This is a genomic window from Mycobacterium sp. ELW1 (assembly GCF_008329905.1).
Lineage (GTDB): Bacteria > Actinomycetota > Actinomycetes > Mycobacteriales > Mycobacteriaceae > Mycobacterium.
Genome location: NZ_CP032155.1, coordinates 4845112 through 4858082 on the forward strand (window position 1 = coordinate 4845112; position 12971 = coordinate 4858082).

Genomic DNA, 12971 nt, shown 5'->3' on the forward strand with positions numbered 1-12971 from the left:
AGCCGGCATGAGTGCCAAGCCCGACCTCGGTAGGTTCGCGTCCTTCGGCATGGGGATCACTCCCGACGATGCCTCGGCAATCGAAGCGCTCGGCTACGGCGCGGTGTGGGTGGCGGGTTCGCCGCCCGCGGAGCTCGACTGGGTGGACCGAACCCTGGACGAGACCCGCACGCTGAAACTGGCCACCGGCATCGTCAACATCTGGACCGCCAAGCCCGAGGCGGTCGCCGCCTCGTTCCATCGCATCGAGAACGCGCACCCGGGCCGCTTCCTGCTGGGCCTCGGTGTCGGCCATCCCGAGGCGGACGCCGAGTTCACCAAACCGATCACCGCACTCAACGCCTACCTCGACGTGTTGGACGAACACGGCGTCCCTCGGGAGCGGCGCGCTCTGGCCGCGCTCGGTCCACAGGTCCTGAAACTGTCGGCACGGCGCAGCGCCGGCGCCCACCCTGTCCTCGTCACCCCCGAGCACACCGCCCAAGCACGCGAACTGATCGGTCCCGACGCGTTCCTGGCGCCCGCGGTACCCGTCGTCCCGACCACCGACGTCGAGCATGCCCGGGCCGTCGGCCGCAAGACCCTGGAGCTTTACCTCGGGCTGAGCAATTACCTCAACAACTGGAAGCGGCTGGGGTTCACTGATGACGACATCACCCGCCCCGGCAGCGACCGGCTCGTGGACTCCCTGATCGTCTACGGCACCCCCGAGACGATCGCGTCCCGACTCGGCGAGCACCTCGAGGCCGGCGCCGACCACGTGCCGATCCAGCTGCTGACCTCGCCGGACAAGGTCGTCCCCACCCTGGCCGATCTCGCCGGCCCGCTCGGGCTGAGCTGAGCGAAAGGAAAGATCGATGACAGACAAGCCGGATCTGGGCAAGTTCGGGTCGTTCGGTCGCGGGGTCACCCCGCAACAGGCCAGGGAGATCGAAGCGCTGGGTTATGGCGCGGTCTGGGTCGGCGGTTCCCCGCCTGCCGAATTGGATTGGGTGGAGCCGATTCTGGAGAACACCACCACGCTCAAGGTGGCCACCGGCATCGTCAACATCTGGACCGCCGCCGCCGGCCCGGTCGCCGAGTCGTTCCACCGCATCGACAATGCGTACCCCGGCCGGTTCATCCTCGGCATCGGCGTCGGACATCCCGAGGCACACCAGCAGTACCAGAAGCCGATCGACGCGCTGCGGGGCTACCTCGACAAGCTCGACGAGTACGGCGTCCCGAAGAATCGGCGCGTGGTCGCCGCGCTCGGCCCTCAGGTTCTCAAGCTGTCGGCCGCGCGCGCGGCCGGCGCGCACCCATACCTGACCACGCCGGAGCACACCGCCGAAGCGCGGCAGCTGATCGGGCCCGACGCCTTCCTGGCGCCCGAGCACAAGGCGGTGCTGACCACCGACCCCGACCAGGCGCGCAAGGTCGGTCGGCAGGCCCTGGACATCTACCTCAACCTGCAGAACTACCTCAACAGCTGGAAACGGTTGGGATTCAACGACGACGACGTGGCCAAGCCCGGCAGCGACCGGCTGGTCGACGCCGTCATGGCCTACGGCACCCCCGAGGCGATCGCGGCCCGGCTCACCCAGCATCTCGAGGCCGGCGCCGACCATGTGCCCGTCCAGGTGCTCACCTCGTCTGACAAGCTGGTGGATGCACTGGCCGCGCTGGCCGGACCCCTCGGCCTCACACAACCGTAGGGACTCAACCAACCGTAACGAGGGAGACTCGTGACCAATCCGTCGCTGCTCAAACCAGATCTCGGGCGATATGGGGTGTGGACCGGTGGACCGGTCACACCCGACCAGGCAGTCGAAATCGAGCGGCTCGGCTACGGCGCGGTGTGGGTCGGTGGTTCACCGGCGGCCGACCTGTCGTTCGTCGAGCCGATCCTCTCCCAGACCGAGAACCTGTCGGTCGCCACCGGAATCGTCAACATCTGGAGCGCACCGGCCGACGAGGTCGCCGAGTCCTACCACCGCATCGAAAACGCTTATCCCGGGCGCTTTCTGCTCGGAGTAGGAGTTGGACACCCGGAGCACACCCAGGAGTACACCAAGCCCTACGCGGCGCTGGTGGACTATCTCGACAAACTCGACGACAAGCATGTGCCGACCAGCCGCCGGGTGATCGCCGCGCTCGGCCCGAAGGTGCTGCACCTCGCCGCGCAACGCAGCGCCGGTGCGCATCCCTACCTGACCACCCCAGAGCACACCGGGCAGGCACGCAACCTCGTCGGTCCGACGGTGTTCCTGGCACCCGAACACAAGGTGGTGCTGAGCACCGACCCCGAAGAAGCCCGCGAGCTCGGCCGTGACAGCGTCGGCTTCTATCTGGGGCTGAGCAACTACGTCAACAATTGGAAGCGGCTGGGATTCACCGACTCCGACGTCGCACCGCCGGCCAGCGACAAGCTGATCGACGCCGTGGTCGCCCACGGAACCGCCGACGCCATCGCCGCGCGGCTGGCCGAACACCTCGACAACGGAGCCGACCACGTGACCATCCAGGTCCTCGGCGGCTGGGACAAGCTGCTGCCGACGCTGACCGAACTGGCCGGTCCGCTGGGGCTGACCGCGAAGGGGTGAGCGCTCCGCCCGCCCGTTAGGGTGGCGTCATGCGGCTGTTGGTGACCGGCGGCGCCGGATTCATCGGCGCCAACTTCGTCCACAGCACCGTGCGGGACCGGCCCGCGGTGTCGGTGACGGTTCTGGATGCCCTCACCTATGCCGGGAGCCGCGAATCGCTGCGCTCCGTCGAGGATCACATTCGGTTGGTCGAGGGCGACCTGGTCGACGAGTCGCTGGTGAACACGTTGGTCGCCGAGTCCGATGCCGTGGTGCATTTCGCCGCCGAAACCCATGTGGACAACGCGCTGGCCGGTCCCGCGCCGTTCGTCCGGAGCAACGTCGTCGGCACGTTCTCGGTGTTGGAGGCCGTCCGCAGGCACGGGGTGCGGCTGCACCACGTCTCCACCGATGAGGTGTACGGCGACCTGCCCCTCGACGGTGACGAGCGATTCACTGCGCAGACTCCGTTCAACCCGTCGAGCCCGTATTCGGCGACCAAGGCCTCGGCCGATCTGTTGGTGCGCGCGTGGGTGCGGTCCTACGGGGTGCGCGCGACAATCTCCAACTGCTCCAACAACTATGGCCCGTATCAGCACATCGAGAAGTTCATCCCGCGCCAGATCACCAACGTCCTGACCGGCCGCCGCCCGAAGCTCTACGGGGCGGGCGCCAACGTGCGCGACTGGATCCACGTCGAGGACCACAACAGCGCGGTGTGGCGCATCCTCGAGGGCGGAGTATGCGGGTCGACCTACCTCATCGGCGCCGACGGCGAGCGGGACAACCTGTCGGTGTTACAGCTCATCCTGCAGCTGATGGGCCGCGACGCCGATGATTTCGACCACGTCCCAGACCGCGCCGGCCACGACCTTCGCTATGCGATCGACGCGAGTGCGCTGCGCGCCGAACTGGACTGGACCCCGAAACACACCGACCTGACCGAGGGACTGACGAGCACCATCGCGTGGTACCGCGACAACGAGTGGTGGTGGGGTCCGCTCAAAGAGCAGGTCGAGATCGGTTACGCCGAACGCGGTCAGTGACAAGGCTTTTCACGATCACGCCGCCACCACGATCAGGGGACGCGGGAAGCGGGCTGCGGGCCGGCTGAATCAGTGGGCGGCAGGACTTCGTCAAGACGGCCCGGTCCGGCGTAAAGAAACCGTCAACGCCGGTGCTGGCGGGTGTTTTCGGGCTCTAACGTCGCCGACATGAGTGTCCTCATCTACGTGCTGCTGACAGTGGCGATCTTCGCCCTGCTCGGCCTGGTGCAGAAGCTGGTCGAGCGACTGTGAGCTACGAGAACGTCGTCGGCTTGATCTTGTCCGTGCTGCTGGCCCTGTTCGTGGCGGCCGCCCTGTTGTTCCCGGAGAGGTTCTAGTGACCACCACCTCGGCGGGGATCGTCTTCCTCGTCCTGCTGATCCTCGCGCTGGCCGCCGTGCACGTGCCGCTGGGCGACTACATGTACCGGGTCTACTCCTCGGACCGGGACAACCGGGTCGAGCGCGGCATCTACCGGCTGATCGGCGCCGACCCGAAAGCCGAGCAGACCTGGGGTGCCTACGCCCGCAGTGTGCTGGCGTTCTCGGCGGTCAGCATCCTGTTCCTGTTCGTCTTCCAGCTGGTGCAGGGCACACTGCCGCTGCACCTCAACAACCCCGGCACCCCGATGACGCCCGCGCTGGCGTGGAACACCGCAGTCAGCTTCGTCACCAACACCAACTGGCAGGCGTACTCCGGTGAATCCACCCAGGGTCACCTCGTTCAGATGGCGGGGTTGTCGGTGCAGAACTTCGTGTCGGCTGCGGTCGGCATGGCGGTTGCCGTTGCCCTCGTGCGTGGCTTCACCCGTCGCAATGCGACCGAACTAGGCAACTTCTGGGTTGATCTGGTGCGTGGCACGCTGCGCATCCTGCTGCCGATCGCAATCATCGGAGCGATCATCCTGGTGGCCGGCGGGGTGATCCAGAATTTCCATCTGCACGATCAAGTGGTCAACACCCTGGTCGGTGGACAGCAGACCATCACCGGCGGCCCCGTTGCCAGCCAGGAGGTCATCAAGGAACTCGGCACAAATGGTGGCGGGTTCTACAACGCCAACTCGGCGCATCCGTTCGAGAACCCCACCACATGGACCAACTGGGTGGAGATCTTCCTGCTGCTGGTGATCAGCTTCTCGCTGCCGCGCACCTTCGGGCGCATGGTCGACAGCCGTAAGCAGGGCTACGCGATCGCCGCGGTGATGAGCGTGCTGGCACTGATCAGCGTGACGCTGATGTTGAAGTTCCAGCTGCAGGCACACGGCACCGTCCCGACGGCTGTCGGGTCGGCCATGGAGGGCGTCGAACAGCGCTTCGGCGTTGCGGATTCCGCGATATTCGCCGACGCCACCACCCTGACCTCGACCGGCGCGGTGGACTCGTTCCACGACTCCTACACCAGCCTCGGCGGCATGATGACGATGTTCAACATGCAACTCGGCGAGGTCGCGCCCGGTGGTACCGGATCGGGCCTGTACGGCATGCTGATCCTGGCGGTCATCACGGTGTTCGTCGCCGGCCTGATGGTCGGACGCACGCCGGAGTACCTGGGCAAGAAGATCACTCCCCGCGAAATCAAGTTGGCCGCAAGCTATTTCCTGGTGACGCCGTTGATCGTGCTGACCGGTACCGCGGTCGCCATGGCCATGCCCGGCCAGCGGGCGGGCATGCTCAACACCGGGCCGCATGGATTGTCGGAAGTGTTGTACGCCTTCACTTCTGCGGCCAACAACAACGGATCGGCGTTCGCGGGTATCAGCGTCAACACCGAGTGGTACAACACCGCGCTCGGGCTCGCGATGGTGTTCGGCCGGTTCCTGCCGATCATCCTGGTGCTCGCACTCGCCGGGGCCCTGGCCAAACAGGGCCATACCCCCGAATCGATCGGCACCCTGCCCACGCATCGGCCCCAGTTCGTCGGCATGGTGGCCGGCGTGACACTCATCCTGGTGGCCCTGACCTTCCTGCCCATGCTCGCGCTCGGGCCCCTTGCCGAAGGAATTCACTGACCATGACCGTGACCGCAGTAGAGCCCCGTCTCGATACGGGTGCCACGAAGAAACAGGTGCAGGGCGGACTGCTCGACCCCAGGATGCTCCTGACGTCGCTGCCCGACGCACTCCGCAAGCTCGACCCGCGCACGCTGTGGCGCAACCCGGTCATGCTGATCGTCGAGATCGGCGCGGTCTGGAGCACCGTCCTCGCCATTGTCGACCCGAACTGGTTCGGCTGGCTGATCGTCTTCTGGCTGTGGCTGACCGTGGTGTTCGCGAACCTGGCCGAGGCGGTGGCCGAGGGACGCGGCAAGGCACAGGCCGAGTCGCTGCGAAAGACCAAGGCCGACACCATGGCTCGCCGACTCGTCGGATGGGAGCCGGGCAAGCAATGGCGCAAGGACGTGGAAGAATCTGTCGCTGCATCCTTACTCGCCCAGGGTGACACCGTCGTCGTCGAAGCCGGACAAGTGATACCCGGCGACGGTGATGTGCTCGAAGGCATTGCCTCGGTGGACGAATCGGCCATCACCGGCGAATCGGCCCCGGTCATCCGGGAGTCCGGCGGCGACCGTTCGGCGGTCACCGGTGGAACCACCGTGTTGAGTGACCGGATCGTGGTCCGGATCACCCAGAAGCCGGGAGAAAGCTTCATCGACCGGATGATCGCTCTCGTCGAGGGCGCCAATCGGCAGAAGACACCCAACGAGATCGCGCTGAACATCCTGCTCGCCGCGCTGACGATGATCTTCATCTTCGCGGTGGCGACATTGCAGCCGTTGGCGATCTTCTCCAAGGCCAACAATCCCGGTGTGCCGGACTCGCTTTCACTGACCGCCGACGGGGTGTCCGGCATCGTCATGGTCTCACTGCTGGTGTGCCTGATCCCGACGACCATCGGCGCGCTGCTGTCGGCAATCGGCATCGCGGGCATGGACCGGCTGGTGCAACGCAACGTGCTGGCCATGTCCGGCCGCGCGGTCGAAGCCGCCGGCGACGTCAACACACTGCTGCTGGACAAGACCGGCACGATCACACTGGGCAACCGGCAGGCATCGGACTTCGTTCCGCTGGACGGCGTCTCACCGGAGCAGCTCGCCGACGCGGCGCAGTTGTCCAGTCTGGCCGACGAAACTCCCGAAGGCCGCTCCATCGTGGTGTTCGCCAAGTCGAACTTCGGCCTGCGCGCACGCACCCCCGGCGAGCTCGTCAACGCGACCTGGGTCGAGTTCTCGGCCGCCACAAGGATGTCCGGTGTCGACCTCGAGAACGGACATCTGCTGCGCAAGGGTGCGGCCAGTACCGTCGCGCAGTGGGTACGCGACCAGGGCGGTTCCGTGCCTGCGCAGCTCGGCGACATCGTCGACGGCATCTCGGCGGCCGGCGGCACCCCGCTGGTGGTCGGCCAAGTGGTCGACAAACGAGCGGAGGTCCTCGGTGTCATCCACCTCAAGGACGTCGTCAAGCAGGGTATGCGGGAACGCTTCGACGAGATGCGCAAGATGGGCATCCGCACGGTGATGATCACCGGCGATAATCCGTTGACCGCCAAGGCGATCGCCGACGAAGCCGGCGTGGACGACTTCCTGGCCGAGGCCACCCCGGAGGACAAGCTCGCGCTGATCAAGCAGGAGCAGGCGGGCGGCAAGCTTGTCGCGATGACCGGCGACGGCACCAATGACGCCCCGGCGCTGGCGCAAGCCGACGTGGGGGTGGCGATGAACAGCGGCACGTCGGCGGCCAAAGAGGCCGGCAACATGGTCGATCTGGACTCCGACCCGACGAAGCTGATCGAGATCGTCGAGATCGGCAAACAGCTGCTGATCACCCGCGGCGCGCTGACCACCTTCTCGATCGCCAACGACATCGCCAAGTACTTCGCGATCATTCCGGCGATGTTCGTGGCGTTGTTCCCCGGCCTGGACCTGCTGAACATCATGCGGCTGCACAGCCCGCAGTCGGCCATCCTGTCCGCGGTCATCTTCAACGCGCTCGTCATCATCGCGCTGATTCCGTTGTCGCTGCGGGGCGTTCAATACACCCCGAGCAGCGCCTCGAAACTGCTGAGCCGCAACCTCTACATTTACGGCCTCGGCGGGATCATCGCCCCCTTCATCGGGATCAAGCTGATCGACCTCGTCGTCCAATTCTTGCCAGGGATGTGACATGAACTTCTCCAGTCTCGTTCGTCAACACTGGGCGGCGCTGCGGGCGCTGCTGGTGCTCACCGTCGTCGTCGGAGTCGGCTATCCGTTGTTCATCTGGCTGGTGGCTCAGATCCCCGGGCTCAAGGACAAGGCCGACGGTTCGATCATCGAGGTGAACGGAAAGCTGTTGGGCTCCAGCCTGATCGGCCAATCGTTCACCGATGACAAAGGAAACCCGCTGCCCCGGTACTTCCAGAGCCGCCCGTCGGCCGCCGGCAACGGATACGACCCACTGGCCACCAGCGCGTCGAACCTCGGCCCCGAGAGCATCGTGGACACCCTCGGTGATCCCGCCGCCCCCGCGGATGCCAACGGCTACAAGGCCAGCCTGCTGTCCCTGGTCTGCTCGCGCAGCAAGGCGATCGGCGACCTCGACGGCGTCGACGGCACCCGCCCGTTCTGCACCGGCGACGGTGTCGGCGCGGTGCTGTCGGTGATCGGGCCGCGCGACGCCCACGGCAACGTCGCGGCCCCCGTCAGGGTCGTCAGCGTCAACGAGCCGTGCCAGAGCACCACAACGCCGTTCCTCGCGACGTATGAGGGTGTGCGGGTGGAATGCGCCAAGTTCGGCGAGGACTACTCGGCCGGGCAGATCGTGCCAATCAAGGGTGCGGCCGGTGCGCCCGCGGTACCCGCCGACGCGGTGACCGCCAGCGGCAGCGGCCTCGACCCGAACATCTCCCCCGCCTACGCCGATCTGCAGATCGCGCGGGTCGCCAAGGCCCGCGGTGTCAGCGCCGATCAGATTCGGAGTCTGGTCGCCGACCACACCGACGGCCGCACCCTCGGCGTCTTCGGTGAACCACGGGTCAACGTCCTCGAGCTCAACATTGCGCTGGACGAGAAGTTCGGTATGAAGAGCTGACCTCGCAGTGGATCGATCTGCGAATAATAGGGACGTGGACACCGTGCAACCGCCACGGGTGACGTCCGGCGGCGACCCGCCGCCGGACACGTCGTCCGAGAGCGACTCGCAGCCCGCCTCGCCCGGCCCCCGGCCGAAGCGAGGCGAGTTGCGCATCTACCTCGGCGCCGCGCCGGGCGTGGGCAAGACGTTCGCGATGCTCGGCGAGGCACATCGCCGACTGGAGCGCGGCACCGATCTGGTGGCCGCCGTGGTCGAGACACACGGCAGGAAGAAGACGGCCGATCTGCTGAGCGGCATCGAGGTCATCGCGCCCCGCTACATCGACTATCGCGGCACCAGCTTCCCCGAACTCGATGTGCCTGCCGTGCTGGCCCGCAAGCCTCAGGTCGTGCTCGTCGACGAACTGGCCCACACCAACACACCCGGCAGCAAGAACCCCAAACGCTGGCAGGACGTCGAGGAGCTGCTCGAGGCCGGCATCGCGGTGATCTCGACGGTCAACGTCCAACACCTGGAGAGCCTGAACGACGTCGTCGCACAGATCACCGGTATCGAGCAGCAGGAGACGGTACCCGACGAGATCGTCCGCAGCGCCGCCCAGATCGAATTGGTCGACATCACTCCAGAGGCTCTGCGGCGCAGGCTTTCTCACGGCAATGTCTATGCCCCGGAAAAGGTCGACGCGGCGCTGTCGAACTACTTCCGCCGGGGCAACCTCACCGCACTTCGGGAACTCGCGCTGCTGTGGCTGGCCGACCAGGTGGACGCCGCGCTGGCCAAGTATCGCGCCGACAACAAGATCACCGCGACGTGGGAGGCCCGGGAACGCGTCGTCGTCGCTGTGACCGGTGGGGCGGAGTCGGAGACGTTGGTGCGCCGGGCATCTCGAATCGCATCGAAGTCCAGCGCCGAACTGATGGTCGTGCACGTGGCGCGCGGTGACGGGTTGTCCGGCGTCTCGGCGCCGCAGATGGGCAAGGTGCGCGAGCTGGCCGCCAGCGTGGGCGCAACCGTGCACACCGTCGTCGGTGACGACGTGGGCAAGGCGCTGTTGGACTTCGCCCGCGAGATGAACGCCACCCAGTTGGTGATCGGCACATCACGGCGATCCCGGTGGGCCCGCGTCCTCGACGAAGGCATCGGCGCCGCGATCGTCCAGGACTCCGGCAAGATCGATGTGCACATGGTGACCCACGAGGAAGCCAAGCGGGGCTTCTCGGTGCGCGCGGCGTCGCCACGCGAACGCCGGGTGATCTCCTGGCTGGCCGCCGTCATCGTGCCGTCGGTCATCTGCGCGCTGACCGCGTTGGCCCTCGACAAGTACCTGACCATCGGCGGCGAGAGCGCGCTGTTCGTGGTCGGCGTGCTGATCGTCGCGCTGCTCGGCGGGGTGGCGCCTGCGGTGCTGTCGGCCATGCTGTCCGGTCTGCTGCTCAACTACTTCCTGACCGAACCGCGATACACGTTCACGATCGCCGAACCCGACGCCGCGATCACCGAACTCGTGCTGTTGATGCTGGCGGTCGCCGTTGCCGTCCTGGTCGACCGTGCTGCCAGCCGCCAACGTGAGGCCAGGCACGCCTCCCAGGAAGCCGAGCTGCTGACCCTGTTCGCCGGCTCGGTGCTGCGCGGAGCCGATCTGGCGACGCTGCTCGAACGGGTGCGGGAAACCTACTCGCAGCGGGCCGTGAGCATATTGCGGGTTCGCGGTGAGGACGAACAGATCGTCGCGTGCGTCGGCAAGGACCCCTGCGTGACAGTCGATTCCGCCGACACCGCCATCGAGGTCGGCGACGACGAGTTCTGGATGCTGATGTCCGGACGCAGCCTGCCCGCCCGCGACCGGCGGGTACTCACCGCTGTCGCCAAGCAGGCCGCCGGGCTGGTCCGCCAGCGCGAGCTCACCGAGGAAGCCAGCAAGGCCGAGGCGATCGAGAAGGCCGACGAACTCCGCCGCTCACTGCTCTCGGCGGTCAGCCACGACCTGCGCACCCCACTGGCCGGAGCCAAGGCCGCGGTGTCGAGCCTGCGCTCCGACGACATCGGCTTCTCCGAGGAGGACACCGCCGAACTGCTTGCCACCGTCGAGGAATCGGTGGACCAGCTGACCGCACTGGTGGACAACCTGCTCGATTCCTCCCGGCTGGCCGCCGGCGTGGTCCGCCCCGAACTCAAGCGGGTGTACCTCGAAGAGGTGGTCCAGCGCGCACTGCTGAGCATCGGCCGCGGCTCCACCGGATTCGGCGCCAAGGGGCTGGACCGGGTGAAGGTCGACGTCGGAGACGCGGTGGCACTGGCCGATGCCGGCCTGCTGGAGCGGGTGCTGGCGAACCTGGCCGACAACGCTCTGCGGTACGCCCCGGAATCGATCGTGCGGATCAACGCGGGCCGCGTCGGAGACCGAATGCTCATCAACGTCATCGACGAAGGGCCCGGCGTACCGCGCGGCACCGAGGAGCAGCTGTTCGAACCGTTTCAGCGCCTCGGCGACCGGAACAACAAATACGGTGTCGGACTTGGCCTTTCGGTGGCCCGGGGATTCGTCGAGGCGATGGGCGGAACGATATCGGCCACCGACACCCCCGGCGGCGGTCTCACCGTGATCGTCGATCTGGCCGCACCGCCGGGAGGCCGGTAAGTGAGCAAGATCAAGGTGCTGGTGATCGACGACGAGCCGCAGATCCTGCGGGCGTTGCGGATCAATCTGAGCGTGCGCGGCTACGAGGTGATCACCGCCGCCACCGGCGCGGCGGCGCTGAAGGCCGCCGCAGAACAACGGCCCGACGTCATCGTGCTGGACCTCGGGCTGCCCGATATGGACGGCATCGAGGTGCTCGGCGGGCTGCGCGGCTGGCTCACCGCACCGGTGATCGTGCTGTCGGCCCGCACCGACTCCGCGGAAAAGGTGGACGCTCTCGACGCCGGGGCCGACGACTACGTGACCAAGCCGTTCGGGATGGACGAGTTCCTGGCCCGGCTGCGCGCGGCGGTGCGTCGAGGCGCGGCGGCATCGGAGACCGACGAGCCGGTCATCGAAACCGATTCGTTCACAGTCGATCTGGCCGCCAAGAAGGTGATCAAGAACGGCGCCGAGGTCCACCTGACCCCCACCGAGTGGGGCATGCTCGAGATGCTGGTGCGCAACCGCGGCAAGCTGGTGGGCCGGGAGGAGTTGCTCAAAGAGGTGTGGGGCCAGGCGTATGCCAAGGAGACCCATTATCTGCGGGTGTACCTGGCGCAGCTGCGCCGCAAGCTGGAGGACGACCCATCGCATCCGCGGCACCTGCTGACCGAAGCGGGCATGGGCTACCGGTTCGAGCAGTGAGGGTGGCCCGGCCAGGCCAGATCTGGCGCGCGCGGACCGCCCGCAGCACGGCCGCCGGGCCAATACTGACGCGATGCACATCTCCGTCGATTACCGGCTGTGTGAAGGCCACGGGCAGTGCCTGATGGCCGCACCGGAACTGTTCGATCTTCCTGACGGGGCCGAACAGGTTGTCGTACTGGAGCCCAATCCGCCTGAGCGCGAACGTGATCGCGCGATCCGGGCTGCCGCGATTTGCCCGGCCCTGGCGATCAGCGTCAGCTGAGCCGCTCGGCGTCTGCGAGGTCGTCGAGCACGCGGTAGCGACCGGCCATGGCCGCCGCGGCGATCCGGTTCGTCACTCCCAGCTTGTGCAGCAGCGCGGCGACCATTCGCTTGGCGGTGCGCTCCGAGACCAGCATCCGCGCCGCGATATCGGTGGTCTCCATGCCGGTGGCCAGCAGAGTCCACAACCGCAGGTCCTGGTCGGAGAGACCATCCAACAACGCCGACGGCGGCCTGCGGGTGTTGTTCAGCAGCGCATCGAGCAGTGTCCGGTCCACCACACACAGACCCTCGGCGATAGTCCACAACGGCCCGGCCAATGCTTCCGGCCGTGCCGTCTTCGGAAGGAAGCCGTCGGCGCCGGCACGTAACGCCTCTTCGGCCAGGCCCATATCGTCGGTGCCCGACAAGGCCAGGATCCGAGTCGTGGGATGGCGCGCCTTGATGTGCCGGATCGCGGCCACCCCACCGAGTGGCGGCATCGTGAGGTCGATGATGGCGACGTCCGCCTGGCAACCGGCCACCAGATCAGCGGCCTCTTCGACGTGGGTGGTCTGGCCGCCGACGGTGAACAGCTCACCCCACTCTCGGGTGAGCAGCAAGGCCAGGCCCTGGGCGAACAGCTCGTGGTCATCGACGATGACCACGACGATCTTCGCTCCCCGGACGTGGGCGTTCATTGCCGCGATGCTAGACCCAACCTT

Annotated in this window: 13 protein-coding genes; 12 read left to right on the forward strand and 1 reads right to left on the reverse strand. The window is 66.9% G+C overall.

The window, feature by feature from the left end:
* Window positions 1-7 precede the first annotated feature (7 nt).
* The 12 genes from D3H54_RS23075 (at window position 8) to D3H54_RS23130 (ending at window position 12268) form a co-directional block, all read left to right on the forward strand.
* Window positions 8-841, forward strand: a complete 834-nt coding sequence (locus D3H54_RS23075; protein WP_149381497.1) for an LLM class F420-dependent oxidoreductase — start codon at window positions 8-10, stop codon at window positions 839-841.
* A 16-nt stretch (window positions 842-857) separates the two neighbouring features.
* Window positions 858-1697: an LLM class F420-dependent oxidoreductase gene (locus D3H54_RS23080; protein ID WP_149381498.1), complete on the forward strand. Its 840-nt coding sequence runs from the start codon at window positions 858-860 to the stop codon at window positions 1695-1697.
* Window positions 1698-1727: 30 nt separating this feature from the next.
* Entirely contained in the window at window positions 1728-2585 is an 858-nt protein-coding gene (locus tag D3H54_RS23085; RefSeq protein ID WP_149381501.1) for an LLM class F420-dependent oxidoreductase, read from the forward strand.
* Window positions 2586-2614: 29 nt separating this feature from the next.
* The gene (gene rfbB, locus D3H54_RS23090; protein WP_149381503.1) at window positions 2615-3610 is read left to right on the forward strand and encodes a dTDP-glucose 4,6-dehydratase; all 996 of its coding nucleotides are present in this window, start codon (window positions 2615-2617) and stop codon (window positions 3608-3610) included.
* 141 nt (window positions 3611-3751) lie between these two features.
* The gene (locus D3H54_RS31905; protein WP_286198983.1) at window positions 3752-3862 is read left to right on the forward strand and encodes a potassium-transporting ATPase; all 111 of its coding nucleotides are present in this window, start codon (window positions 3752-3754) and stop codon (window positions 3860-3862) included.
* Entirely contained in the window at window positions 3859-3948 is a 90-nt protein-coding gene (locus tag D3H54_RS31910) for a potassium-transporting ATPase subunit F (protein ID WP_102808100.1), read from the forward strand. Before D3H54_RS31905 ends, D3H54_RS31910 begins: the two co-directional genes overlap by 4 nt.
* Complete coding sequence (gene kdpA, locus D3H54_RS23105; RefSeq protein ID WP_149381505.1) at window positions 3948-5618, forward strand: potassium-transporting ATPase subunit KdpA; 1671 nt, start codon at window positions 3948-3950, stop codon at window positions 5616-5618. The genes D3H54_RS31910 and kdpA overlap by 1 nt, the downstream gene beginning before the upstream one ends.
* Window positions 5619-5620: 2 nt before the next feature.
* Window positions 5621-7768: a potassium-transporting ATPase subunit KdpB gene (kdpB, locus tag D3H54_RS23110; RefSeq protein WP_149381507.1), complete on the forward strand. Its 2148-nt coding sequence runs from the start codon at window positions 5621-5623 to the stop codon at window positions 7766-7768.
* A gap of 1 nt (window position 7769) precedes the next feature.
* Window positions 7770-8675 carry a potassium-transporting ATPase subunit C gene (locus D3H54_RS23115; RefSeq protein WP_149381509.1) on the forward strand — a complete coding sequence of 302 codons (906 nt, stop codon included), beginning with the start codon at window positions 7770-7772 and terminating at the stop codon, window positions 8673-8675.
* 148 nt (window positions 8676-8823) lie between these two features.
* Window positions 8824-11316 carry a DUF4118 domain-containing protein gene (locus D3H54_RS23120; protein WP_149383701.1) on the forward strand — a complete coding sequence of 831 codons (2493 nt, stop codon included), beginning with the start codon at window positions 8824-8826 and terminating at the stop codon, window positions 11314-11316.
* 9 nt (window positions 11317-11325) lie between these two features.
* Window positions 11326-12003 carry a response regulator gene (locus tag D3H54_RS23125; RefSeq protein WP_207569563.1) on the forward strand — a complete coding sequence of 226 codons (678 nt, stop codon included), beginning with the start codon at window positions 11326-11328 and terminating at the stop codon, window positions 12001-12003.
* A 73-nt stretch (window positions 12004-12076) separates the two neighbouring features.
* Complete coding sequence (locus D3H54_RS23130; RefSeq protein ID WP_149381511.1) at window positions 12077-12268, forward strand: ferredoxin; 192 nt, start codon at window positions 12077-12079, stop codon at window positions 12266-12268.
* Here D3H54_RS23130 and D3H54_RS23135 read toward each other — a convergent pair.
* The gene (locus tag D3H54_RS23135; RefSeq protein WP_149381513.1) at window positions 12261-12947 is read right to left on the reverse strand and encodes a response regulator transcription factor; all 687 of its coding nucleotides are present in this window, start codon (window positions 12945-12947) and stop codon (window positions 12261-12263) included. The genes D3H54_RS23130 and D3H54_RS23135 overlap by 8 nt on opposite strands.
* Window positions 12948-12971: the final 24 nt, after the last annotated feature.

Bases quoted from the DNA above. Each gene is read 5' to 3' on its own strand.
- kdpB (WP_149381507.1), top strand. From the start codon at position 5,621: ATGACCGTGACCGCAGTAGAGCCCCGTCTCGATACGGGTGCCACGAAG.
- D3H54_RS23130 (WP_149381511.1), top strand. From the start codon at position 12,077: ATGCACATCTCCGTCGATTACCGGCTGTGTGAAGGCCACGGGCAGTGC.
- D3H54_RS23080 (WP_149381498.1), top strand. From the start codon at position 858: ATGACAGACAAGCCGGATCTGGGCAAGTTCGGGTCGTTCGGTCGCGGG.
- D3H54_RS23135 (WP_149381513.1), bottom strand. From the start codon at position 12,947: ATGAACGCCCACGTCCGGGGAGCGAAGATCGTCGTGGTCATCGTCGAT.
- rfbB (WP_149381503.1), top strand. From the start codon at position 2,615: ATGCGGCTGTTGGTGACCGGCGGCGCCGGATTCATCGGCGCCAACTTC.
- D3H54_RS23115 (WP_149381509.1), top strand. From the start codon at position 7,770: ATGAACTTCTCCAGTCTCGTTCGTCAACACTGGGCGGCGCTGCGGGCG.
- D3H54_RS23075 (WP_149381497.1), top strand. From the start codon at position 8: ATGAGTGCCAAGCCCGACCTCGGTAGGTTCGCGTCCTTCGGCATGGGG.